Annotated in this window: 16 protein-coding genes; 13 read left to right on the top strand and 3 right to left on the bottom strand. The window is 62.2% G+C overall.

Features of this window, described 5'->3' with window-relative positions:
• Positions 1 to 15: 15 nt before the first annotated feature.
• The 6 genes from U5O12_RS19600 to U5O12_RS19575 all read left to right on the top strand — a co-directional run bounded on the left by U5O12_RS19600 (position 16) and on the right by U5O12_RS19575 (position 9,241).
• On the top strand, positions 16 to 693 hold the full coding sequence (locus U5O12_RS19600) for a PhaM family polyhydroxyalkanoate granule multifunctional regulatory protein (protein WP_322580268.1): 678 nt from the start codon (positions 16 to 18) through the stop codon (positions 691 to 693).
• A gap of 32 nt (positions 694 to 725) precedes the next feature.
• Positions 726 to 1,997 (top strand): FIST signal transduction protein, encoded by a 1,272-nt coding sequence (locus tag U5O12_RS19595; RefSeq protein WP_322580267.1) that lies wholly within the window; start codon positions 726 to 728, stop codon positions 1,995 to 1,997.
• Between the two features lie 52 nt (positions 1,998 to 2,049).
• Positions 2,050 to 3,633 carry a methyl-accepting chemotaxis protein gene (locus U5O12_RS19590; RefSeq protein ID WP_322580266.1) on the top strand — a complete coding sequence of 528 codons (1,584 nt, stop codon included), beginning with the start codon at positions 2,050 to 2,052 and terminating at the stop codon, positions 3,631 to 3,633.
• A 428-nt stretch (positions 3,634 to 4,061) separates the two neighbouring features.
• Positions 4,062 to 5,648, top strand: coding sequence for a methyl-accepting chemotaxis protein (locus tag U5O12_RS19585; RefSeq protein WP_322580265.1), 1,587 nt, complete (start codon positions 4,062 to 4,064; stop codon positions 5,646 to 5,648).
• A gap of 47 nt (positions 5,649 to 5,695) precedes the next feature.
• Positions 5,696 to 7,231, top strand: coding sequence for a methyl-accepting chemotaxis protein (locus tag U5O12_RS19580; RefSeq protein ID WP_322580264.1), 1,536 nt, complete (start codon positions 5,696 to 5,698; stop codon positions 7,229 to 7,231).
• A 201-nt stretch (positions 7,232 to 7,432) separates the two neighbouring features.
• Positions 7,433 to 9,241: a methyl-accepting chemotaxis protein gene (locus tag U5O12_RS19575; protein ID WP_322580263.1), complete on the top strand. Its 1,809-nt coding sequence runs from the start codon at positions 7,433 to 7,435 to the stop codon at positions 9,239 to 9,241.
• A gap of 110 nt (positions 9,242 to 9,351) precedes the next feature.
• Here the strand turns inward: U5O12_RS19575 and tgt are convergent, their stop codons facing one another.
• Together tgt and U5O12_RS19565 are read right to left on the bottom strand one after the other, a co-directional pair.
• The gene (tgt, locus tag U5O12_RS19570; protein WP_322580262.1) at positions 9,352 to 10,563 is read right to left on the bottom strand and encodes a tRNA guanosine(34) transglycosylase Tgt; all 1,212 of its coding nucleotides are present in this window, start codon (positions 10,561 to 10,563) and stop codon (positions 9,352 to 9,354) included.
• A gap of 34 nt (positions 10,564 to 10,597) precedes the next feature.
• A complete protein-coding gene (locus tag U5O12_RS19565; protein WP_322580261.1) occupies positions 10,598 to 11,740 on the bottom strand; it encodes a GGDEF domain-containing protein in 1,143 nt (380 codons plus the stop codon).
• Between the two features lie 197 nt (positions 11,741 to 11,937).
• On the opposite strand from U5O12_RS19565, the gene U5O12_RS19560 reads away from it, so the two are divergent.
• Positions 11,938 to 14,154 (top strand): esterase-like activity of phytase family protein, encoded by a 2,217-nt coding sequence (locus tag U5O12_RS19560; protein ID WP_322580260.1) that lies wholly within the window; start codon positions 11,938 to 11,940, stop codon positions 14,152 to 14,154.
• Here U5O12_RS19560 and queA read toward each other — a convergent pair whose 3' ends face one another.
• On the bottom strand, positions 14,155 to 15,240 hold the full coding sequence (queA, locus tag U5O12_RS19555; RefSeq protein ID WP_322580259.1) for a tRNA preQ1(34) S-adenosylmethionine ribosyltransferase-isomerase QueA: 1,086 nt from the start codon (positions 15,238 to 15,240) through the stop codon (positions 14,155 to 14,157).
• A gap of 58 nt (positions 15,241 to 15,298) precedes the next feature.
• Between queA and recG the strand changes: the two genes are divergently transcribed.
• From recG to U5O12_RS19525, 6 genes are all read left to right on the top strand, one after another.
• Positions 15,299 to 17,464, top strand: a complete 2,166-nt coding sequence (recG, locus tag U5O12_RS19550; RefSeq protein ID WP_322580258.1) for an ATP-dependent DNA helicase RecG — start codon at positions 15,299 to 15,301, stop codon at positions 17,462 to 17,464.
• Between the two features lie 198 nt (positions 17,465 to 17,662).
• Positions 17,663 to 18,655, top strand: a complete 993-nt coding sequence (locus U5O12_RS19545) for a hypothetical protein (RefSeq protein WP_322580257.1) — start codon at positions 17,663 to 17,665, stop codon at positions 18,653 to 18,655.
• 47 nt (positions 18,656 to 18,702) lie between these two features.
• Positions 18,703 to 19,599: a DMT family transporter gene (locus tag U5O12_RS19540; protein WP_322580256.1), complete on the top strand. Its 897-nt coding sequence runs from the start codon at positions 18,703 to 18,705 to the stop codon at positions 19,597 to 19,599.
• A 4-nt stretch (positions 19,600 to 19,603) separates the two neighbouring features.
• Positions 19,604 to 20,575 (top strand): LysR substrate-binding domain-containing protein, encoded by a 972-nt coding sequence (locus tag U5O12_RS19535; RefSeq protein ID WP_322580255.1) that lies wholly within the window; start codon positions 19,604 to 19,606, stop codon positions 20,573 to 20,575.
• Between the two features lie 79 nt (positions 20,576 to 20,654).
• A complete protein-coding gene (ubiA, locus tag U5O12_RS19530) occupies positions 20,655 to 21,542 on the top strand; it encodes a 4-hydroxybenzoate octaprenyltransferase (RefSeq protein ID WP_322580254.1) in 888 nt (295 codons plus the stop codon).
• A 63-nt stretch (positions 21,543 to 21,605) separates the two neighbouring features.
• On the top strand, positions 21,606 to 23,489 hold the full coding sequence (locus tag U5O12_RS19525) for a putative bifunctional diguanylate cyclase/phosphodiesterase (RefSeq protein WP_322580253.1): 1,884 nt from the start codon (positions 21,606 to 21,608) through the stop codon (positions 23,487 to 23,489).
• Positions 23,490 to 23,494: the final 5 nt, after the last annotated feature.

Here is a 23,494-nt window from a genome sequence, read left to right as displayed (position 1 = left end):
GCCTTTGGAGCACACATGAGCGATTCAGATACCTCGGGTTTTGGCAAGTTCGTGCCGGGTTTTGACTTTCTGCAAAACCTGGCCAAAGGCGCCAGCCAAAACATTCCGCAGATGCCCAACCTGGCCAATTGGGTGGCCCCCACCCTCAATGTGGAGGAGCTGGACAAGCGCATTGAAGAGCTCAAAAACGTGCACTTCTGGCTGGAACAAAACTCGCGCGCTTTGGGTGCCACCATCCAGGCGCTGGAGGTGCAGAAGATGACCTTGGCCACCCTCAAGGGCATGAACTTCAACCTCGGTGACGTGACCAATGCGCTCAAGCTCAAGGCAGCCGATTCGATTGCGTCGGGTGTGCAAAGCGTGACCGAAAAAGCCGCCAGTACGGCCAAAACAATTTCCGACGTGGCCAGCAGCGCCAGTAAAGGCGATGCCAAGGGCGCAGCCAAGGCGGCCGGTGTGCCGGGGCTGGTGGACCCGCTGCAGCTCTGGGGCTCGCTCACGCAGCAGTTCCAGAACATTGCCGCCAGCGCCATGAAAGAAGCCACCACCAAAACGGCGGTGGACATGACCAAAAACATGGCCACTGGCCTGGCCAAAGAGGCGATCAAATCGGCCAAGGCCGCAGGTAAAAAAGCTGCCGCCAAGCGGCCTGCAGTGCGTAAAACGGCCGCCAAAAAATCCACCAACCGCTAGGCATCACTGCAAGCAGCAACGGGGCCGGGCGCATGAAGCTGTTTCCGTACGCACATGCTACACACCCGCAGTGGCCCATGGCCGCAGGCTTGGTGCTGGCCCAGCTGCGGGCCCAGATGGCTTTGCACGGCTACGCCTCAGCGCCCACGCTGGCGCTGCTCTACATCACGGACCATTACGCCCCCCACGCCAAAGATATTCTGGACATGCTCAGTGGCGAGTTGCCGCTGGTCACCGATTGGTCGGGCACGGTGGGTGTGGGCATTGCGGCCAACAACGTGGAGTACTTTGACGAGCCCGCCATGGCCGTCATGCTGCTGGAGCTGCCCAGCCACGAATACCGCGTGTTCTCTGGCATTGCCCCACTGGGCCTGGGCTTTGAGGCCCATACAGCGCTGGTGCACGCTGATGGCGACACGCCAGACCTAGTGGAGCTGATTGACGAGATGGCGGCCCGCACCGACACCGGCTACCTGTTTGGCGGGCTTACCAGCAGCCGCACGCAGAGTGTGCAATTTGCGGTGGCTGCCGATGGCAACCTGCGCGGCTTTGGCGCGGCCAGTGGCGTGTTGCACGGCGGCTTGAGCGGCGTGGCCTTTGGCGAGGGGGTGGGCATGGTGTCGCGCGTGACGCAAGGCTGCAAACCCGTCTCCAAAGCGCGTGTGGTCACCGAGGCCGAGCACAACGTGGTCATCACGCTCGATGGTGAGCCCGCGTTGGACGTGATGCTGCATGACCTGGGTATCAGCCTGGAGCATCCGCAAGAAGCGCTGGAGGTGGTGCGTGCCACGCTGGTGGGGCTGGTGCAAACGCCGGGTCAGGGCGCGGGCGACAGCGCGCTGGTGCGCCAGACCGGCAACCTGGGTAGCGACGTGACGGTGCGCCACATCATCGGCCTGGACCCGGGGCGCCGTGGCATTGCCGTTGCCGCGCAGGTGCAGACTGGTGCGCATATGGCATTTTGCCAGCGCAACCGCGAGGCCGCCCAGGTCGACCTGGTGCGCATTTGCGCCGAGGTGCGTGAAGAGCTGGAGCCCCAAGAGCTGACCGTGGAAACGGCCTTTGCCCTGCAGCAAAGCGAGGCCGAGGCCGCCCCCCACCCGGCGCGCCGAATTGCCGGGGCGGTGTATGTGAGCTGTTCAGGCCGCGGCGGCCCACACTTTGGTGGGCCCAGTGCCGAAATGCATATCGTGCGCCGGGCTTTGGGCGATGTTCCTCTCGTCGGTTTTTTTGCCGGGGGTGAGATTGCACGCAACCAACTATTTGGATATACCGGGGTACTGACCGTGTTTACCAGCCCTTAAGCCCCGCAGGTTTCGGATATCGTCGGGCGCGGAAATAGATGAGGAGCATCAAATGGGCAATTTGAAAATCGCGACCCGGCTGTATGCCGGATTTGGGCTGTTGGTTGCCATCATGGTGCTGGTGGTGTCTGTTGCCTTGGTGCAAATGGCGGCCATGCGGGCCAGCGCGGCGGACGTGGACAGCAACTGGCTGCCCAGTGTCGAAGAAGTCAATCTGCTCAATACCGCCATCTCGGACTACCGCGCGACGGAGATGCAGCACATTCTGAACACGGATGACGCAGCCAAAACCAACATTGAGAAGGATCTGGAGGGCATCCAGACGCGCATCAAGACCAGTCGCGACAAGTACGAAAAACTGATTAGCAGCAAAGACGAACGGGCGCTGTACGACGAGTTCGCAGCGTCGCGCGAAGCCTATTTGAAGATTCACCAAGAGGTGAAGGAGTATTCCCGCCGCAACGACGCTGAAGGTGCGCGCCAGTTGCTGGAAGGTGAGTCCAAAAAGAATTTCGAGCGGTCCTCTCAAATCCTCAACAAATTGGTGCTGATGAACCATGATGGTTCTGTGGCCGCAGCAAAAACCTCTGCCGAGGCCTATGCTGCGGGTCGCAACATGATGCTTGTGGCAGTTGTCATTGCAGTGCTTTTGGCCGCTGGCGCAGCGGCTTACATCACCCGCTCCATCACCAAGCCGCTGGATGAAGCCTTGCATGTGGCGAGTCATGTGGCAGAAGGCAACCTGACCGTGCAAGTGCAGACCAGCAGCCGCGACGAGATTGGCCAACTCTTGCAGGCGATGAAAGCCATGCAGGACAGTCTGGTGTCCGTGGTCTCCAAGGTGCGCAGTGGCTCGGAGTCGGTAGCCAGCGCCAGCGCCGAGATTGCCCAGGGCAACAACGACCTGAGTGCCCGCACCGAAAGCCAGGCTAGTGCGCTGGAAGAGACCGCCGCCAGCATGGAAGAGCTCAACTCGGCTGTCAAACAAAACGCCGACAACGCCTCCCAGGCCAACCAGTTGGCCATGAACGCCTCCACGGTAGCCGTACAAGGCGGAGAAGTGGTGGGCCAGGTGGTAGAGACGATGAAAGAAATCAACGACTCCAGCCGCAAGATAAGCGACATCATCAGCGTCATCGACGGCATCGCCTTCCAGACCAACATCCTGGCGCTTAATGCCGCGGTGGAAGCCGCGCGTGCAGGTGAACAAGGCCGAGGCTTTGCCGTAGTGGCATCGGAAGTGCGCAGCCTGGCAGGACGCAGTGCCGAAGCCGCCAAAGAAATCAAAACCCTCATCAGCGCCAGCGTGGAGCGGGTAGAGCAGGGCACCGCCCTGGTGGACAAGGCTGGCGTCACCATGACCGAAGTGGTAACCAGCATCCGCCGGGTCACCGACATCATGGGCGAGATCAGCGCGGCCAGCAACGAACAAAGTGCAGGGGTGAGCCAAGTGGGCGAAGCCATCACGCAGATGGACCAAGTGACACAGCAAAACGCCGCACTGGTGGAAGAGATGGCGGCGGCTGCCAGCAGCCTCAAGAGCCAGGCCGGTGACTTGGTGCAAACGGTGGCGGTGTTCAAGCTCTCGGCGGCCGACCAAGGTGCCAGCCATGCGCCCAAGCCCCAGGCCGCCTAACCCAAGAGCGCCAGCACCTTGGGCTACAAACCCGCCCCTGCCAGACCTGCTGCCAAACTGGCAATCGCATCGCCCAAACCTACTCCCAGGCCAGCGGCCGCTCCGGCTGTGTTGGCGGTGGCAGCACCCAAGGCAAGTACTAAAGTTACCCCGGCCGGTGGCGACGAAGATTGGGAGACATTTTAAGCCCAATGGGCCTGTAACGCCCATGGATATTGCGCGAGCAGCTCCTGAATAAATAGCATTTTGCATTTCGAAAAAGCGCTCTTGTCCCTCGCGGGCCAAGGCGCTTTTTTGCTTGGCAGGCATGTTGCGGAACGTGGACGTATTCCAGAAACGGCGCCAGGTGCCGATATCAACACTACGCCGTCCGTTCATCCGCCAACCGGTCCTTCGGTTTCATCCACCCCCACTATCCAAAAGACGCCATGAGCCTCAATCAATTCGGCATCCGCGCGCGCATCACTGTTGGGCTCGCCGCCATTCTCTTGCTTGCCGTGCTCAGTGCGGCCAACTCCCTGTACCAAAACATCTCGGTCAAATACGAAGCGGGCGAGGTGGCGACCTCCTGGATCCCGGCCATCGAGAACTTGGGCCACATGAAGAGTTTTTTGTCCGAACACTCGCTGGTCACCAATGACCGCTTGGCCGTTCAGGGAAGTCTGGACGCTGTGGGCTTTCAAAAGAAGATTGAAGAGCTGGAATCGAGCCTGGCCAAAGCTACCGAGATTTATGCCGCCACGCTGCTGACCTACTCGGACGAAAACTCCGCCCAAGGCAATGCCGAGAAGGCGCTGTACGCCGACTACCAGGCCAAGCGGGATGCCTACTTTGACGTCGCCAAGGCCAGTACCAAAGCGGTGGAAGACGCCATGGGCGATGACAACGTGCTGCTTTTGGTGCGCCAGGAATACGCCAACAAAGGGCCCGCAACCTTTCGTCAGGCCCACGATGCCATGGAAGCCATTCTCCAGTTCAACCTGAAGGGCACCGCAGAAGCAGCCACCGCCGTGGCCGACAAAGTCAACGCCGCGGAGAACACCATGCTGGTGGCACTGCTCGTGAGCCTGGTGGTGGGGGGCGCGTTGATTTGGTTGATTCCCCGCAGCGTCATTGAACCAGTCAAGCAGGCGGTAGCGGTGGCCCAAAGCATTGCGGAAGGTGACCTCACCCGCCGTGTGCAGGTGCAGGGCAAAGACGAATTGGGCCAGCTCCTGGCGAGCTTGGACCGCATGCAAACCCAGCTCGTGCAAGTGGTCTCCAACGTACGCAGCGGCTCCGAATCGGTGGCCACCGCCAGCGCCGAAATCGCCCAAGGCAACCACGACCTCAGCGCCCGCACCGAACAACAAGCCAGCGCCCTGGAAGAAACCGCCGCCAGCATGGAAGAGCTGGGCTCCACCGTCAAACAAAACGCGGACTCTGCACGCGAAGCGAATCAGTTGGCCATGAACGCGTCGACGGTGGCGGTACAAGGCGGAGAAGTGGTGGGCCAAGTCGTGGAAACCATGAAAGGCATCAACGAATCCAGCCGCAAGATCGCCGACATCATCAGCGTCATCGACGGCATCGCCTTCCAGACCAACATCCTGGCCCTCAACGCCGCCGTAGAAGCCGCCCGGGCTGGAGAACAGGGACGCGGCTTTGCGGTGGTAGCCAGCGAAGTACGCAGCCTGGCTGGACGATCCGCAGAAGCCGCCAAAGAAATCAAAACCCTCATTGGCACCAGCGTAGAGCGGGTTGAACAAGGCACGGCCCTGGTAGACAAAGCTGGCACCACCATGACCGAAGTCGTCAGCAGCATCCGGCGGGTGACCGACATCATGGGGGAAATCTCAGCGGCCAGCAGTGAGCAAAGCGCAGGAGTCGCCCAAGTGGGAGAAGCCGTAACGCAGATGGACCAGGCCACGCAGCAGAACGCGGCGCTGGTGGAAGAAATGGCGGCGGCGGCGAGCAGCCTGAAGAGCCAGGCCAGTGATTTGGTACAGGTGGTGGCAACCTTCAAATTGGCGTAAGCTGGCGCGGTCTTGGCGGAGACACAACCACAAGCACGGAGGTGCATATGAAGCTGCGAAACCAGGTACTGGGTTTGGGTTTACTGGGGGTGGTAATGACTGCGTTGGTGGGTGGGGCGGGCCTCATCAACGCCAGCAAACTGTCGGACGCGTTTGATCAATCCATCAACGTGAGTCTGGCTCTCAGTAAGAGCCAGGAGGCGGACATGATGCACGACGCCATCCGCGGCGATGTGCTGCTGACCCTGCTGGCCGCGCAAAAGAACGACGCTGCAGGTATGGCGGAAGCAGAAAAAGGACTCAAGGAGCACGCAGAAAATTTCATGGCCAATATGATGGCCATACAGTCTTTGCCTATTTCTGAAGAGGTTCGTGGCCATGTTGCCAAGTCGGTGCCCTTGGTCAAAGCGTATGTAGATTCCGCAGGAAGCATCCAAATGCTGGCACGCAATGATTTGACGGCTGCAGAGCAGGAGGCCCCGAAGTTCCAGAAAGCCTTTGCCGATCTCGAGGTAGCCCTGGAGGCGCAAAGCGAAGCAGTCGCACAAAACGTAGAGAGTTTCAGTATTGATGTGCATCGGCTTGCGGTGACTGCAAAAATAATTGTGGGTACCGGATTGGCAGTGGCCGCGGCCCTGTTGGTGGTGGTGTCCTTGTGGTTGGCGCGTTTGTTGTCGGCGCCGCTGGTTGTGGCGGTGGATATGGCCGACCGGCTGGCCGATGGCGACCTGACGGCCAGTGTCCGCCCAGTGGGCAACGAAGAAACCCAGCACCTGATGGTTGCGCTGGACCGCATGCAGACCCATATTGCAGGCATCGTGCGGCTGGTGCAGCAGGGGGCACAAAGCGTGTCATCCGCCAGTGCCGAAATCGCCCAGGGCAACAACGACCTGAGCGCGCGCACCGAGCAACAAGCCAGCGCGCTGGAGCAGACCGCTGCCAGCATGGAAGAACTCAATTCCACCGTACAACAAAATGCAGACAACGCCCGCCAAGCCAATCAACTGGCGGTGGATGCCTCTGCCGTTGCAGCCCAGGGCGGTGATGTGGTGGGGCAAGTGGTGGAGACCATGAAGGGGATCAACGAGGCCTCGCGCAAGATTGGCGACATCATCAGCGTCATCGATGGCATCGCCTTCCAGACCAATATTTTGGCGCTGAACGCAGCCGTTGAAGCCGCGCGTGCCGGTGAACAAGGCCGCGGCTTTGCGGTGGTGGCCAGCGAAGTGCGGTCACTCGCGGGCCGCAGTGCCGAAGCCGCCAAAGAAATCAAAACCCTCATCAACGACAGTGTGGCCCGTGTGGAGCAAGGCACTGCCTTGGTCGATAAAGCGGGCTCCACCATGACGGAGGTGGTGGGCAGCATCCGCCGCGTCACCGAAATCATGGGCGAGATCAGTGCCTCCAGCGTGGAACAAAGCACGGGCGTGGCCCAAGTGGGCGAAGCTGTAGGGCAGATGGACCAAAGCACCCAGCAAAACGCGGCCTTGGTGGAAGAGATGGCCGCGGCGGCCAGCAGCCTCAAGAGCCAGGCGAATGAATTGGTGCAGGCGGTAGCGGTGTTCCGGCTAGAGACTAGATAGCAAGCATTGCTCTAGCGTATTTGAAGACGCATCAACTCCTGGACCTTTGGATTAGGGTTTTCCCTTGAAGCAGGCACTTGGGATGTAGATACATTTCATTTCGAATAGATTAAGCGAATTTATTTAATGGGGTGACCGTAAGGAAAGTCCAGTTCTGCCGCAGCTATAAATCAACTCGAAATACGTACACAGGAGAAGAATATGGGCGTTGGAAACACCGGTTCTGGCATGGCTTTGCGAAGCAAGTTGTTACTGAGCTTTGGCGTGCTGGTAGCACTGTTAATGGCTCTTGCGGTTACCGCGATCTATAGCCTGACCGGGGCACAACAAGAGTACAAAGCATTTGCCAGTGAAACCACGGCGCGCAAAGATTTGGTCTGGGGCGCCCGGGCGGCCTCCGGGTTGCGGGCAGTCGCCGTGCGCAATATGGTGTTGGCGACTACACCCGAAACACTGGCAGCCAATAAGCGGCTTGCAGAAGAGCAGCACCAAATCATGACTGAGCGTATGGCCAAGCTCAAAGAGCGTGTGGCAAAGCCCAGCGCGACAACGGAAGAAAGAGCGCTTTTTGCCAAGCTTGATGCGGTTGAAGTCAAGTACGCACCGGTTGCTCTGGCCATAGTTCAACTTGCGGCGGATGGCAACAAAGAAGGGGCGACGACAAAAATCACCAACGACTGTCAACCCCTCCTCGACGCGCTGTCGCAGGCCGCTCGCGAGTATGTGGAATACATGACGCAACATGCGGACGAAGATGTACAGCGGGCGGGTGAGCAGTATGCCGATAGCCGGTTGCTGTTGATCAGCATTTGTGGCGTCGGCTTGGCATTGGCAGGCATCCTCGCTTTTGTGGTGACGCGTCAGGTCATCGGAGCTTTGGGGGCAGAACCCGCAGCTTTGGCGCACATGGTGGGCCGTGTAGCTGAGGGCGACCTGAGTGCTGATTTGCGTGTTGCAGACGGTGATTCCACCAGTGTGCTAGCAGCTGTAGCACGGATGCAAGCCGGTCTGGTGTCCGTGGTCTCCAAGGTGCGCAGTGGCTCCGAGTCGGTAGCCAACGCCAGCGCCGAGATTGCGCAGGGCAACAACGACCTGAGTGCGCGCACCGAGCAACAAGCGAGCGCACTGGAAGAGACTGCTGCCAGCATGGAGGAGCTCAACGCCACAGTGAAGCAAAACGCAGACAACGCGCGTCAGGCCAACCAGTTGGCAGCGAATGCCTCGACAGTTGCGGTACAAGGCGGAGAAGTGGTGGGCCAGGTGGTAGAGACGATGAAAGAAATCAACGATTCCAGCCGCAAAATCAGCGACATCATCAGCGTCATCGACGGCATCGCCTTTCAGACCAACATCCTGGCGCTTAATGCAGCGGTGGAAGCCGCGCGTGCAGGTGAACAAGGCCGTGGCTTTGCGGTGGTCGCCAGCGAAGTGCGCAGCCTGGCAGGACGCAGTGCCGAAGCCGCCAAAGAAATCAAAACCCTCATCAACGCCAGCGTGGAGCGGGTAGAGCAAGGCACCGCCCTCGTGGACAAGGCCGGAGTCACCATGACCGAAGTGGTAACCAGCATCCGCCGGGTGACCGACATCATGGGCGAGATCAGCGCGGCCAGCAACGAACAAAGCGCGGGCGTGAGCCAAGTGGGCGAAGCCATCACCCAGATGGACCAAGTGACACAGCAAAACGCAGCGCTGGTGGAGCAGATGGCAGCAGCGGCCAGCAGCCTCAAGAGCCAGGCAGGCGACCTGGTGCAAACGGTGGCGGTGTTCAAGCTCTCGGCGGCCGACCAGGGGGCCAGCCATGCGCCCAAGCCCCAGGCCGCCAAACCCAAGAGCGCCAGCACCTTGGGCTACAAACCCGCCCCTGCCAGACCTGCTGCCAAAGCAGCCATTGCTGCGCCCAAACCATCTCCCAAGCCGGCTGCCGCCCCCGCCGTGTTGGCGGTGGCAGCGCCCAAGACCAGCACCAAGGTCACCCCGGCCGGTGGAGATGACGATTGGGAGACGTTTTAAGCCAAATGAGCCTTTTGCGCCCATGGATATTGCGCGAGCAGCTATCAATTAAATAGCAATAAAAACGGGGCCTTTGAGGCCCCGTTTTCTTGGCGCGTCCTGCAGTTAGCCTATACCCCGCGCGCCCGGTCGGTGCGGAATTGTTGGATGAAGGCGCCAAAGCGGCCGGCGTCCAGCGCGTCGCGCACTTCCTGCATCAGGTTCAGGTAGTAGTGCAGGTTGTGCACGCTGGCCAGCATGGGGCCCAGCATCTCGCCGCAGCGGTCCAAGTGGTGCAGGTAGGCGCGGCTAAAGCCTTCGCGTCCGCCGTCAGCCCATGAAACGCCCGATGAACCAGCACAGGCGTAGCAGGTGCAGGTCACGTCCAGCGGCTGCTCGTCGCTCTTGTGGCGGGCGTTGCGGATTTTCAGGTCGCCGTAGCGGCTAAACAGGGTGCCATTGCGCGCGTTGCGGGTGGGCATCACGCAGTCGAACATGTCGATGCCGTTTTGCACCCCGGCAATCAGGTCTTCGGGTGTGCCCACGCCCATCAGGTAGTGCGGCTTGTGCTTGGGCAACTTGGGGCCGATGTGTTTCAGGACGCGCATCATGTCCTCTTTGGGCTCGCCGACCGACAGGCCGCCGACCGCAATGCCGGGGAAGTCCAGCGCTTCCAGGCCCGCCAGCGATTCATCGCGCAAGTGCTCAAACATGCCGCCTTGCACGATGCCGAATAGCGCGTTGGGGTTGTTCAGCCGGGCAAACTCGTCCTGGCAACGCTTGGCCCAGCGCAGGCTCAGCTCCATGGAGCTGCGCGCTTCACGCTCGGTGGTGATCTGGCCCTTGGTTTTGGGCTCCACTGACAGGTAAGGCGTGCATTCGTCGAACTGCATCACGATGTCGGAGTTCAGCGTGGTCTGGATCTGCATGCTGATCTCGGGCGTGAGGAACAGCTTGTCGCCGTTGACGGGCGAGGCGAACTTCACGCCTTCTTCCGAAATCTTGCGCATCTCGCCCAGGCTCCAGACTTGGAAGCCGCCCGAGTCGGTCAGGATGGGCTTGTCCCATTTCTCGAACTGGTGCAGGCCGCCGAACTTTTGCACCACGTCCAGACCCGGGCGCATCCACAGGTGGAAGGTGTTGCCCAGAATGATTTGGGCGTTCATGTCGTGCAGGCTGCGCGGCATCACACCTTTGACCGTGCCGTAGGTGCCCACGGGCATGAAGATGGGGGTTTCGACTACGCCGTGGTTCAGCGTGAGGCGGCCGCGGCGGGCGTGGCTGCCGAGGTAGCTGCCATCGGCGGCAGCGGGGTCGTTGTTCAAAAGTTCAAATTTCAGCATGGCCCTATTGTCCGTGATGGCCCACCAGCTTGCCTCAGGCCTGCACCACGCGGTTGCGGCCTCGGGCTTTGGCCGTGTAGCAGGCTGAGTCAATGCGGCTGAAGCTGGCCTGCGGCGTCAGGTCCAGGTCCCAACGCATGCAGTCCACCCCAATGCTGGCGGTGACCGGAATGCGATGTTCGTCCCATTGCAGCGGTGTTTCTGCCAGGGTTCGGCGCAGGGTCTGCGCCAGTTGCATGGCCTCTTCTGCGTTGGTGTCTGGCAGCAGCACGGCGAATTCTTCGCCGCCGATGCGAGCCACCATGTCGCTGGAGCGTTTGAATAACTCACCCGTCAGGCGCGCCACCTGCTGCAGGCAGGCGTCGCCGGCCAAGTGGCCGTAGGTGTCGTTGATGCGTTTGAAGTGGTCCAGGTCCACCACCATGAGTGCCAAATTTCCCTGCTGGCGGGCAGCCAGCCGCCAGTGCGTTCGGAATGTGCTGTCGTACTCGCGCCGGTTGGCCAGGCCGGTCAACGCGTCCAAACGCGAGAGGCGCTCCACCTCGGTGCGGCTGGTGAGCAGGGCATGCTCGATGGCCATTTGGGTGTCGTATTCGGCCGCGCGCCGCCGGATGTGGGTGAGCTGGTAAATAAAGTTCACGGCCAGCACCGCACACACCGGCCACAAGGCGGGCACTGCTACTGCAAAGTACAGCAGCGCTGGTACCTGCAAAAGCACCACCACCCACAGCGCCTGGCGCTTGTGCAGCGAGTAGGTTTCACACCCTGCTGAGCTGAAGGCGATGGTGGACACCGCTGCCACCAGAAAAGCTGTGCTCAGGCCTTGCTCCAGGTGGCCCACCGCCAGGAAAAACAGGCACCACAGCACGCAGCCCACATTCACCAGGGTCCAGTGGCGCCACCACCAAGTGTCTGAGGCCTGCACATTGCTGCTGTCTTGTGGCGGCGTGTGGACCCAGCGCAGATACCAGAGCACGCCGTACAAGGCAAATACCGCAGCCATCGCGCTGCCGTAATGCGGGAAGTAGCCACCCACCCATGCGGTGATGGCCAGGGCAATGCCATAAAAAATGGTGCCCGGCAGTGCGCGCTGGTAGAGGTCGGCAGCGGCCCGTTGGCGGCGGTATTGCGCCAAACTTGGGGGCGCCTGGTGCATGAGTTCTTGGATATCCGCCATGCCACCACGTTAGCGGAAAAACACCGCCTGCTGGCCTCCAAAATCTCAGTAGAAACCCCGCGTAGAGCCCATGGGTCCTGCGCAATCGGGCTCAGATGTCACACGTCTGTCATGCCCGGCCGCTACCGTCGCCACCGGCGCGCACCGCTGCCGTCCTCCCGCCTGACTACCCTGCCGTTCCCTCCATGAGAGTTTCCATGCCGTCCTTATCCACCCTGGTGTCTTCCTTGACCCTGCTGGCCTGTGTGGGCGTAGCCGCCCAAGCCCCGGCCACGGGCCCCTATTTCAACCGCGTGGCCACCTTTGAGGCACACCGCAATGTGCCTGCCGGGCGCAATGTGAGCAAAAAGTCGGTGGCGGAGATCGTCGCAGTCAGCGCAGATGGCATGACGCTCGCCTACACCGATGGCGAGCAAATGGGCATTGGCTTGATCGACATTCGCAACCCTGCGCAGCCCAAGCCTGCGGGTTTCTTACCGGTCGAAGGCGAGCCCACCTCGGTGACGATTGCGCATGGCAAAGTGTTGGCGGCGGTGAACTCCACCAAAGACTTCACCCAGCCCACCGGCCATCTGGCAGTGTTTGACCTGGCCAGCCGCAAGGCCCAAGGGACTTGCCCCTTGTTCGGCCAGCCCGATTCGATTGCCCTGGACAAGGGCGGGCGTCACGCGGTCATCGTGATGGAAAACGAGCGGGACGAGAAACTCAACAAAGGCGCGATCCCCCAACTGCCGGGTGGCAACCTCACCATCATTCCCCTGAGCGCGACTGGCATGCCGGATTGCACCCGCTCACACCCCGTGGCCTTGAACGGCTTGGCTGAGATTGCCCCGGACGACGCTGAGCCTGAATTGGTCAAGGTCAACGCCCAAGGCATTGCGGTGGTGACCCTGCAAGAGAACAACCACATCGTGCTGGTGGACGTGGCCAAGCGCCAGGTCATCAAGCACTTCTCTGCGGGCACGGTAGACCTGAAAGACATTGACCGCACCCGCGACGGCATCATCAACCCCAGCGATTCGGCCAAAGGCCTGCTGCGCGAACCCGATGCCGTGGCTTGGCTGGACAACACGCGTTTTGTGACCGCCAACGAGGGGGACTACAAAGGCGGCTCGCGCAGCATCTCCATCTTCAACACCGATGGCAAGGTGGAGTGGGACAGCGGCAACTTTTTGGACCATGAAGCCATTCGCCTGGGCCACTACCCCGAGAGCCGATCGGCCGCCAAGGGCAACGAGCCCGAAGGCGTAGAGGTCGGCGTGTTTGGCAAAGACACCTTGATTTTTGTCGGCTCTGAGCGCTCCTCGCTGGTCACCGTCTGGCGTGATCGCGGCGCGGGCCAGGCGCCTGAGCACCTGCAATCGCTGCCCGCCGGCAGCGGCCCCGAAGGACTGACCGCCATACCCCAGCGTGGCTTGTTGGTGGTAGCCAGTGAGAACGATGGCGCTGCCCGCTCCAGCGTCATGATTTACCAGCGCGGTGCTGTGGCGCCCGCATACCCCACGTTGATGTCCAGCGACTCGCCTGCAGGCCCGCCCATCCCCTGGGGCGCAATTTCGGGCACCGCAGCCGACCGCACGCAAGCCGGGCGTCTGTTTGCCGTGACCGACAGCGTGTATGCCACCACCCGCATCCTGCAGGTCGACACCAACTTCACGCCCGCCTTGATCTCCAATGCCATGACGGTGACCAAAGACGGCAAGCCCGTGGGGTATGACGGTGAGGGTATTGCCCAGCGTGCTGATGGTGGCTTTTGGTTGGCCTCGGAGGGTGACCCTGACAAAAAGCCGATGGCCCTGCGCAACATGTTGCTGCGCCTGAATGCCAAGGCTGAGGTGCAAGAAGAAATTGAGCTGCCTGAGGTGCTGGCACGCCACGCCACCCGTTTTGGTTTTGAAGGTGTAACCACCACCGGCAGCGGTGACCAGGAGGTGGTGTGGCTGGCCGTGCAGCGCGGGTGGAAGGATGACCCCAAGGGTTTCACCAAGATATTGCGCTACACCCCGGCCAGCAAGACCTGGGGCGTGTTCCTTTACCCGCTGGAAGCCACCCAGGCCGAGGGCGGCTGGGTCGGCCTGTCAGAAATCACGGCCGTCGGACCGGACAGCTTTGTCGTGGTCGAGCGTGACAACCAGTTTGGTGACCAGGCGCTCAAGACCCTGCACAGCTTCTCGGTGGCGGGCTTGACGCCCGCTGCACCCGGTGATGCCAAGGTCCCGGTGGTCGCCAAGCGCCTGCTGCGCAACCTGGTGCCCGACCTGCAAAAGCCGCACGGCTATGTGCTGGACAAGGTCGAGAGCTTTGCCGTGGACAGCGCTGGCCAGGCCTTTGCCATTACCGACAACGATGGCGTGGATGGCTCCAATGGCGAGACGCAACTGCTGCGCCTTGGTGTCCTACCGGGTCTTAAGTAGTCAATCGGTCTGCCGTTTCAGCAGCATGGCATCGCCATAGCTGAAGAAACGGTAGCCCCGCGCAATGGCCTCGCGGTACAGGCCCATCACGTGTGCGTAGCCGGTGAAGGCACTCACCAGCATCATCAGGCTGCTCTTGGGCAGGTGGAAGTTGGTCACCAGCACATCCACCAACTTGAACTCAAATCCGGGCGTGATGAAGATGGTGGTGTCGCCACTGGCAATGCCGGTTTGGGCCCAACTCTCCAGCGTACGCACGCTGGTCGTGCCCACCGCGACGATGCGGCCACCGCGCGCCTTGCAGGCGGCAATGGCTTCTTGCGTTTCGGGCGGTACGTTGTACCACTCGCTGTGCATCTGGTGCTCGGCCAGGTTTTCGGTCTTCACCGGCTGGAAGGTGCCCGCACCCACATGCAGGGTGACATGCGCACGCTGCACGCCCATCGCGTCCAGCTGCGCAAACACGCCCTCGTCAAAGTGCAGGGCGGCCGTTGGGGCAGCGACTGCACCGGGATTTTTAGCGAACACGGTCTGGTAACGCTGCACGTCTTCGGGCGAATCGCTGTGGGTGATGTAGGGCGGCAGCGGCACATGGCCGTGGCGCTCCATCAGCGTGTAGGGGTCATCCCCCCGGTCATTGCTCAGCACAAAGCGGTAAATCGGCCCATCGACATTCGGCCAGCGGCCCAGCAGGGTGGCGCAAAGGCCGTCGTCCTGGCCGGGGGCGCAGACCATCTTGATCGTCGCGCCCACCTCCGGTTTTTTGCTGACCCGCATATGGGCCGCCACCTGGTTGCCGCCCAGCACGCGTTCAATCAGCAGTTCCACCTTGCCACCAGTGGCTTTTTCGCCAAACAGGCGGGCGTTGATGACCTTGGTGTCGTTGAAGACCATGAGGTCACCGGCCTTCAGCAGGCTGGGCAGGTCTTTGAAACTGCGGTCCACCGACGTGGCCCCCGTACCGTCCAGCAGGCGGGAGCCCGAGCGTTCGGCGGCCGGGTGTTGGGCAATCAGGGCTTCGGGGAGTTCAAAGTCAAAGTCGCTCAGGGAGAAGGCACGCTCGGTGCCGGGAAAGAAAGCTTGCATGGTGCTTGAGGGCCGGACAGGCCCGTTCCAAGGGAAAAAGACAGGGCAGAATTGTCCCATGCCCAAGAAGCCCGCCCCCCGCACCGATGACGCCGCCCAGGACGGCGCGGCGGGTAGCGCGGTCGCCACCAAATCCGCCGCGCAAAAGGCGCTGGAAAAACTGGGCCTGAAGCGCGATATCGACCTGGCCCTGCACCTGCCGCTGCGCTACGAGGACGAGACCCGCATCGTCACGCTGGCCGAAGTGCGCGAGGGCCAGCAGGCGCAGATTGAGGCGGTGGTGACGCACCAGGAGGTGACGTTTCGCCCACGCCGCCAGCTCATCGTCACGGTGGACGACGGCTCGGACACCTGCACCCTGCGCTTTTTCAGCTTTTATGGTTCGCAGCAAAAAGCACTGGCAGTGGGCAACCGCATCCGGGTGCGCGGCGAGGTCAAGGGCGGCTTTCTGGGCCGCACCATGCTGCATCCCAGCTTTCGGGCTGCTGGTGGCAGCTTGCCCACGGCGCTCACCCCCATCTACCCCACGGTAGCGGGCCTGCCCCAGCCTTACTTGCGCAAGGCCGTGCTCTCGGGGCTGGCGCGGGCCGACTTGAGCGATACTTTTGCGCCCGGTGATCTGGAGGTGCTTAGGCATGGAATTGGCCACCAGCCCTTGTGGACACTGCGCGACGCGCTACAGTTTTTGCACCATCCCACGCCCGATGTGTCGCTGGACACGCTGATGGACCACAGCCACCCGGCCTGGCAGCGCCTGAAGGCCGAGGAGCTACTGGCCCAGCAAATCAGCCAGTTGCAGAGCCGGCGTGAGCGCGCGGCGCTGCGTGCGCCGCGACTGCAGGGCGGCGTGGGGCAGACCCTGCATGCCCGCCTGCTGGCGGCCTTGCCCTTTGGCTTGACGAACGCGCAGCAACGCGTGGGCGCAGAGATTGCCAAGGACATGGCGCGTCCCATTCCCATGCACCGCTTGCTGCAGGGCGATGTGGGCGCGGGCAAAACGGTGGTGGCGGCCTTGGCGGCTGCCATTTGCATGGATGCGGGCTGGCAATGCGCCCTGATGGCGCCCACCGAAATTTTGGCCGAGCAGCACTTCCGCAAGCTGTTGGGCTGGCTGGAGCCGCTGGGTATCACCACAGCTTGGCTCACTGGCACGCAGAAGACCAAGGAGCGTCGCGCCATGCTGGCCCTCATTGAGAGCGGCGAGGCGCAGCTGGTGGTGGGCACCCACGCCATCATCCAGGACAAGGTGAAGTTCAAAAACCTGGCACTTGCCATCATCGACGAACAGCACCGCTTTGGCGTGGCCCAACGCCTGGCACTGCGCAAGAAGATGACGGCCATCGAAGGCGAGCATGAGAAGGGGGCCGAGCCCCATCTGCTCATGATGACCGCCACGCCGATTCCGCGCACATTGGCCATGAGTTACTACGCCGATCTGGATGTTTCCACGCTCGACGAGCTGCCCCCGGGGCGCACGCCCATCGTGACCAAGGTGGTGAACGACCACCGACGCGACGAGGTGATCGAGCGCATCCGCGGCCAGATTGCCGAGGGGCGGCAGGTCTACTGGGTCTGCCCGCTGATTGAAGAGAGTGAGGCGCTGGACCTGAGCAACGCCACGCAAACCCATGCCGACCTGGCCGAAGCCTTGCAGGGCGCCACCCGCGCGGATGGCCAATCCGTGCTGATTGGCCTGCTGCACTCGCGCATGCATGCCGACGACAAAAAGGCCGTGATGGGCGCGTTTACTGCCGGGCTCATGTCGGTGCTGGTCAGCACCACAGTCATCGAGGTGGGCGTGGACGTGCCCAACGCTTCACTGATGGTGATTGAACATGCCGAGCGTTTTGGCCTGAGCCAGTTGCACCAGCTGCGCGGCCGGGTAGGGCGGGGTGCGGCGGCATCGGCCTGCGTGCTGCTGTACTCCACGGGGGATGCGCCGCGTTTGGGCGAGGCCGCGCGCGAGCGCCTGCGCGCCATGGCCGAGACCAACGACGGCTTCGAGATCGCACGGCGTGACCTGGAGATACGTGGGCCCGGAGAGTTCTTGGGTGCGCGCCAGAGCGGCGAGGCCATGCTGCGCTTTGCCGACCTGGCGCAGGACACGGACCTGTTGGCGTGGGCGCGGGCCGAGGCCCCCATGCTGCTGGACCGCCACCCCCACCTGGCCCACAAGCACGTGGCGCGCTGGCTGGGCGGCAAGGCGGAATTTCTCAAAGCCTGAGTGTGCCTGGCGTGTTAAAGCTCCGCACCAGTCCACGCTGGGCTGGTTTTGAGGTCAAAATGGTGCTTTGCGCCCGTCCCTTGTGCGCGAATAGCTCCTGAATTTATAGCAACAAAGCTTGTCTAGAAAGCGCTGACATGTTGGTTACCCCCGTTTGTTTTGCGCAGCTTTGGCTGCCGCCCGTCCTGAGCGCGCCCCATGAATGACCATTGGTGGTGGATTGCCGGTTTGCTGACGCCGGTGGCGATCGCGGTACTGGGCTTTTACGCCTATGTGGAGTACCAAGCCCGCTTACTCAAAACCCGCTCGGGCCCAATTCCCGGCGGCCTGCGTTTCGAGGCCAACGGCTGGAGTGTGGAGGTACATCGCGCCGCGCAACAGGTCCAGGTGCAAACCCGCCAGGGGCACTACTCCCGCGTGCCTTTGGCGGGCGGGGCAGGACAGGAGCAGCGGGGGGCGGTGACGGCAGCCTTGTCCGCGCCGGGACTGAAGATCGAGGTGACGCGCACGGCACCCGCGGAGCCGGGAAAACCTCCCTTGCCCAAAGGAAGCTGTAGCGTGGTGTTTCGCGCCTCGGACGAAACCGCTTTTGCTGCCGCGGAAAAAGAAGGCGGTGAGCGCCATGTGCTGCGCCTTGAGGGCATTCCTGAGCCCGTGGCGGCCAATTTCCATCAGTTCGCGGGTCAGATCCGTGTGTGGGTGGACAAGCTGGACCACAACCTCGCCTCGCAAATGCAGCTGCGCCAACAGCGCGCGGAAGCCGAAGCCGCTTCCCAGGCACGTGCCGCCGCCCGTGCGCAAAAAGCAGCAGAACAACCGCCGCCGCCGGATTTGGAGCCGCAAGCCCAGATTGCCCATTGGCGCAAGGTCGCAGGGTTCAGTGGCACCAGTGAAGTGGGCTATACCGAGGACGGCAAGATTGACTGGTTCATCGACCTGGACCCGCGCGGGCGCGTCACCTTGCACGCAGACAAACGCACCATCCACACCACCTTGCTGGGCGCTACGGTCTCCACCTTGGCGGGTGAGCTGGAGGTAGGTGTGCGTGACGACTACTGGTCGGAGGCTGAGCCCGAGCTCAAGAGTTTTCGCCTCTTCAAGGGCGCGCACTCGGACGTGCGCCGTGCCTGGAAGGAGAGGCTGGAAGTCCTCTGCGACAAGCTGCGCAGCGGCGAGATCTCATCAGGCTGAGGCGGGCAGGGGCGGGTATAGTGGCCCGCTTTTCTTGCAGGGGGGCGATGCTGTCACTTTTACAAACACGCTGGCGTGCGCTGGCCGGCAATACGCGTGGCGTGCTGCTGGTGGTGCTGGCCATGGCCTGCTGGGCCGTGCTGGATGCGTGCAACAAGCGGCTCATGGCCACCGGCATACCGCCCAAAGAGGTACTTTTCTTGCAGGCCAGCGTAGTGCTGGCCATGCTGGCGCCGGTGGTGGCGTGGACGCGCGGGCGCATCGTCGCCACGCGCCAGCCGCGCATCCACTTGCTGCGGGCGGGGTTCATCGTCACCTCCGCCTGGTGCGCGGCCTATGCCGTGTCGCACCTGCCGCTGGCTGAGGCCAGTGCCTACCTGATGACGGGCTCGCTGTTCATGTTGCCGCTGGGCGTATGGTTGTTGGGCGAGCAGCCGCACTGGCTGCGCTGGAGCGGCGTGCTGGTGGGGTTTGGTGGGGTGTTGGTCATCTTGCAGCCCGGGGCTGAGGCCTTTCACCCAGCAGCGTTGGTAGCGTTGTTCGGTGCCTTGATGGAATCGATGCTCGGTGTAGTGCTCAAGAAGTATTCAGGGCAAGAACATCCGATTGCCGTGTTGACCTGGAGCCAAGTGGCCTGCTGGCTGACCTTTGGCGTGTTCAGCGGTTTTGCGCTGCCCAGCGTGCCCATGGCACTGTGGTGGTTGCTCCCCGTGGTGGGCGTGGCAGCGGCCGGCATTTACCTGAGCTACTTTTTTGCCTACCGCGCGGGGGATGCCTCGGCGGTGGAGGCGGGCAGCTTTTCGCTGCTGCTGTTCAGCCCCACGCTGGGCTGGCTGGTGTTTGCCGAGACGCCGGATCTGGCCTTTTGGCTGGGGGCGGGCCTGTTGGTGTGTGGCATTGCGCTGGTGATTGTGGAACCCACCGGCCGGGTGAGAGGAGAATAGCGGCATGACCCTGACCGAACTCAAATACATCGTGGCCGTGGCGCGGGAGCGGCACTTTGGCAAGGCAGCAGACGCTTGCTTTGTGTCGCAGCCTACCTTGTCGGTGGCGGTGAAGAAGCTCGAAGAAGAGCTGGACGTGAAGCTCTTTGAGCGCAGCGCCAACGAAGTGACGGTGACGCCGCTGGGCGAAGAGATCGTGCGCCAGGCGCAAAGCGTGCTGGAGCAGGCGGCCAACATCAAGGACATCGCCAAGCGCGGCAAGGACCCGCTGGCCGGACCGCTCAAGCTCGGCGTGATCTACACCATTGCCCCCTATTTGCTGCCCGACCTGGTGCGCCAGGTCATCACCCACAGCCCGCAGATGCCGCTGGTGCTGCAGGAAAACTTCACCGTCAAGCTGCTGGAAATGCTGCGAACCGGAGAGATCGATTGCGCCATCCTGGCCGAGCCCTTTCCCGATACCGGGCTGGCCGTGGCGCCTTTGTACGACGAGCCATTTTTTGCCGCCGTACCTACCAGCCACGCGCTGGCGCAGCAGGGCAGTGTGACGGCTCAGGAGCTCAAGAGCGAAACCATGCTGCTGTTGGGCAATGGCCACTGCTTTCGCGACCACGTGCTGGAGGTGTGCCCCGAGTTCGCCCGCTTCTCCAGCGACGCCGAGGGCATCCGCAAGAGTTTTGAAGGCTCGTCGCTGGAGACCATCAAACACATGGTGGCCGCGGGCATGGGCATTACGCTGGTACCACGCCTCTCCGTGCCCAAAGAGGCCATGGAGCCCAAAAAGCGCAAGGGCGAAGAGCCCTTTGTGAAGTACCTGCCGGTGCAAGACGCCAAACCTGATGGCAGCCCGCTGCCGCCGCCCACGCGCCGCGTGGTGTTGGTGTGGCGGCGCAGTTTCACGCGCTACGAAGCCATTGCCGCGCTGCGCAATGCTGTCTATGGCTGCGAACTTCCGGGCGTCACCCGTTTGTCCTGATTTTTAAGCCAAAAAGACCTCTAGCACCCGTGGATGTTGCGCAAGCAGCTCCTATATTCGTAGCAATTCTGTGCCCTCCTTGTTCTCTACCAAACTCTCGTTGTACCTGGATCTGATCCGCTGGAACCGCCCTGCAGGCTGGCTGCTGCTGCTGTGGCCCACGCTCAGCGCCCTGTGGTTGGCAGCGGGCGGTTTTCCTGGCTGGCACCTGATTGCGGTGTTCACGCTGGGCACCATCCTGATGCGCAGCGCGGGCTGCTGCGTCAACGATGTGGCGGACCGTGAGTTCGACAAACACGTCAAGCGCACGGCCCAGCGCCCGGTCACCAGTGGGCGCATTGGCACGCGCGAGGCGCTGCTGGTGGGCGCCGTGCTGGCGCTGGCCGCGTTTGGGCTGGTGCTTACCACCAATGCGGTCACCATCGCGTGGTCGTTTGCCGCGCTGGCAGTGGCGTTGGTGTACCCCTACGCCAAGCGTTATGTCTCCATGCCGCAGGCGGTGCTGGGCGTGGCCTTCAGCTTTGGTATTCCCATGGCTTTTGCCGCTGTGCGAGGTGGCGACGCCTTCAGCCTTGCGGCGCTTGCCAGCGCGGTGCCCCTGCTGGCCTGGGCGCTGCTGGTCGGCAACCTGTTCTGGGTGCTGGCCTACGACACCGAATACGCCATGGTGGACCGCGACGACGACCTCAAGATCGGCATGAAAACCTCGGCCATCACGCTGGGCCGCTGGGATGTGCCGGCGGTGCTAACGTTCTACGTCGTTTACCTGGCCATTTGGTCCTGGCTGGTGCTGCCTGCGCTGGCGCGCCCCTGGGCCTGGTGGCTGGGCGTGGCGGTGGCGGGTGCCCAGGTGGTATGGCATGGAACGCTGATTGCCGATCGCGGGCGAGATGGCTGTTTCAAGGCTTTTCGCCTGAACCATTGGGTGGGATTGGCCGTGTTTGGTGGGGTGCTGTTCGGGGTTTAGGCGTGACGGTTTGCGGGCTTTGCGTTAGCATGAATCCACGCCAACGCTTGGAGCCCCGCTTCCATGAACGAGCCTGCCGCACAGGACCCCGATTCGATTGCACACTTGCGCGCGCGGCGCTTGCGGCAGATTTCCGGGCTGGTGTTTGCGGGTCTGTCGGTAGCCACCACAAGCTACGTGCTGGACCGCAACTGGTCCATCGTGTGGCTTCTGCTCCCGGGCATGGGCCTCATGCTTTGGTGCCTGTGGTTGAGCCATCGGGGCCGCACCGACATCGCCAACCTCCTCTTCCTCTTTTCGTTGACCAGTGTGGTGTGCGCGCTCACCTGGGTGAGCGAGGGCATCAAGGACGTGGCCTTGCTATCGTTTCCGGCCCTGCTGATCATGGCGGGTTTGCTTGTGCCGACCCGCGTGTTTTTTTTACTGCTGGGCAGCATGGTGGCGTATCTGGTGTTTCTGACTGTGGCCACCGAGGTGCTGCACTGGCGCAGCACCGGGTATGTGAGCCCTCCGCTAGAGCAGCTGCGGGACGTACTGACGATTCTGGTTGTCAGCGGGCTGGCCATTTGGCTGGTTTTGAGCGACCTGCAAAAAGCGCTGGCCAGCCTGCAGCTGCAAATCCTTCGCTACCGGGAGTCCCAGGAGCAGCTCACCTACCTCTCGCAACACGATGGATTGACGGGCCTGGCCAACCGCAGCCTGGGCCGTGAGCGGCTGGAGCGAGCGCTTGCGATGGCACGCCGCCAGGACCGGCGTGTGGCGGTCTTGTTCGTGGATCTGGACAACTTCAAGGTCATCAACGATTCCCTGGGCCATGCGGCAGGCGACGACTTTCTCAAGCAAGTGGCAGCCCGCTTGAACCAGACGCTGCGCAAGGCCGATGTGGTGGCGCGCCATGGCGGCGATGAGTTTGTCATTGGTCTGAGCGAGGCCGGCCAGGCGGACGATGTGGCGCGGGTAGCCGCTGGCCTATTGGCCCGTATGGAGGAGCCTTTTACGCTCAGGGACACCGAAGTGTCGACTTCGTGCTCGATTGGTATTGCCCTGTTCCCCGACGACGGGGGCGACTACGAAACGCTCATGCGCCAGGCCGACGTGGCGATGTACCGGGCCAAAGAGTCGGGCCGCAATGCGTTCCGGTTTTTTGATGCTGGCATGCAGGCCGATTTGCAGCACAACCTGCAGCTTGTGGCGAGTTTGCGCATTGCTTTGGCGCGCGAAGAGTTTGTGCTGCATTACCAGCCGGTGTTTGACCTGCACACCGGTGGCTTGGTGGGCGCGGAGGCCCTGATTCGCTGGCAACACCCTGAGCAGGGCTTGCTGATGCCGGGGCACTTTATTGCCGCTGCCGAGAAGGCTGGTGTGATTGTGGAAATGGGCGAATGGGTGCTGTTGCAGGCCTGCCAGCAGGCAGCGCAATGGCAGCGCGCCGGGGCGCCGCTGGTATTGGCGGTCAATTTGTCGCCGGTGCAGTTTCGCCGCGGCAATGTGGAGCAGGTGGTGGAAGAGGCCCTGCGCCGTTCGGGCCTGCCCGGGCACTGCCTGGAGCTGGAAATCACCGAGTCCACCCTGATCGAGGATACCGAGCGCTTTGTGGTTTCGTTGCAGCGCCTCAAGGCCTTAGGGGTGTCCATCGCGATTGACGACTTTGGCACCGGCTATTCCAACCTCGGGTACCTGCAGCGCTTTGCCGTGCACAAGCTCAAAATTGACCAGTCGTTTGTGAAAGGCATGCTCGACAGCGAACCGCAACACGCCATGGTGGCTGCCATTGTGCAAATGGCCAAGGGCTTGCGCCTTGTTTCGCATGCCGAGGGCATTGAGGAGGAACGTATCCGCGATGCGCTCCGTGCCCTGGGCTGCGAGCAGGGGCAGGGCTACTGGTTTGCCCGGCCCGAGCCCGCCAAAGTTTTTGGGCAGCGCCTCGTGCCAGTCGAAATGGCGTAAAAAAG

This window comes from Rhodoferax sp. (genome assembly GCF_034519335.1).
Classification (GTDB): domain Bacteria; phylum Pseudomonadota; class Gammaproteobacteria; order Burkholderiales; family Burkholderiaceae_C; genus Allorhodoferax.
Note: the sequence above shows the minus strand (reverse complement) of the source record. Positions and strands in the feature narration are given on the sequence as shown.

What these genes read in the sequence shown, in the direction of transcription:
- recG (WP_322580258.1), top strand. Translation starts at nt 15,299, where the DNA reads ATGCCCAAGAAGCCCGCCCCCCGCACCGATGACGCCGCCCAGGACGGC.
- tgt (WP_322580262.1), bottom strand. Translation starts at nt 10,563, where the DNA reads ATGCTGAAATTTGAACTTTTGAACAACGACCCCGCTGCCGCCGATGGC.
- U5O12_RS19580 (WP_322580264.1), top strand. Translation starts at nt 5,696, where the DNA reads ATGAAGCTGCGAAACCAGGTACTGGGTTTGGGTTTACTGGGGGTGGTA.
- U5O12_RS19540 (WP_322580256.1), top strand. Translation starts at nt 18,703, where the DNA reads ATGCTGTCACTTTTACAAACACGCTGGCGTGCGCTGGCCGGCAATACG.
- queA (WP_322580259.1), bottom strand. Translation starts at nt 15,240, where the DNA reads ATGCAAGCTTTCTTTCCCGGCACCGAGCGTGCCTTCTCCCTGAGCGAC.
- U5O12_RS19565 (WP_322580261.1), bottom strand. Translation starts at nt 11,740, where the DNA reads ATGGCGGATATCCAAGAACTCATGCACCAGGCGCCCCCAAGTTTGGCG.
- U5O12_RS19560 (WP_322580260.1), top strand. Translation starts at nt 11,938, where the DNA reads ATGCCGTCCTTATCCACCCTGGTGTCTTCCTTGACCCTGCTGGCCTGT.
- U5O12_RS19600 (WP_322580268.1), top strand. Translation starts at nt 16, where the DNA reads ATGAGCGATTCAGATACCTCGGGTTTTGGCAAGTTCGTGCCGGGTTTT.
- U5O12_RS19590 (WP_322580266.1), top strand. Translation starts at nt 2,050, where the DNA reads ATGGGCAATTTGAAAATCGCGACCCGGCTGTATGCCGGATTTGGGCTG.
- U5O12_RS19585 (WP_322580265.1), top strand. Translation starts at nt 4,062, where the DNA reads ATGAGCCTCAATCAATTCGGCATCCGCGCGCGCATCACTGTTGGGCTC.
- U5O12_RS19525 (WP_322580253.1), top strand. Translation starts at nt 21,606, where the DNA reads ATGAACGAGCCTGCCGCACAGGACCCCGATTCGATTGCACACTTGCGC.
- U5O12_RS19575 (WP_322580263.1), top strand. Translation starts at nt 7,433, where the DNA reads ATGGGCGTTGGAAACACCGGTTCTGGCATGGCTTTGCGAAGCAAGTTG.
- U5O12_RS19595 (WP_322580267.1), top strand. Translation starts at nt 726, where the DNA reads ATGAAGCTGTTTCCGTACGCACATGCTACACACCCGCAGTGGCCCATG.
- U5O12_RS19535 (WP_322580255.1), top strand. Translation starts at nt 19,604, where the DNA reads ATGACCCTGACCGAACTCAAATACATCGTGGCCGTGGCGCGGGAGCGG.
- U5O12_RS19545 (WP_322580257.1), top strand. Translation starts at nt 17,663, where the DNA reads ATGAATGACCATTGGTGGTGGATTGCCGGTTTGCTGACGCCGGTGGCG.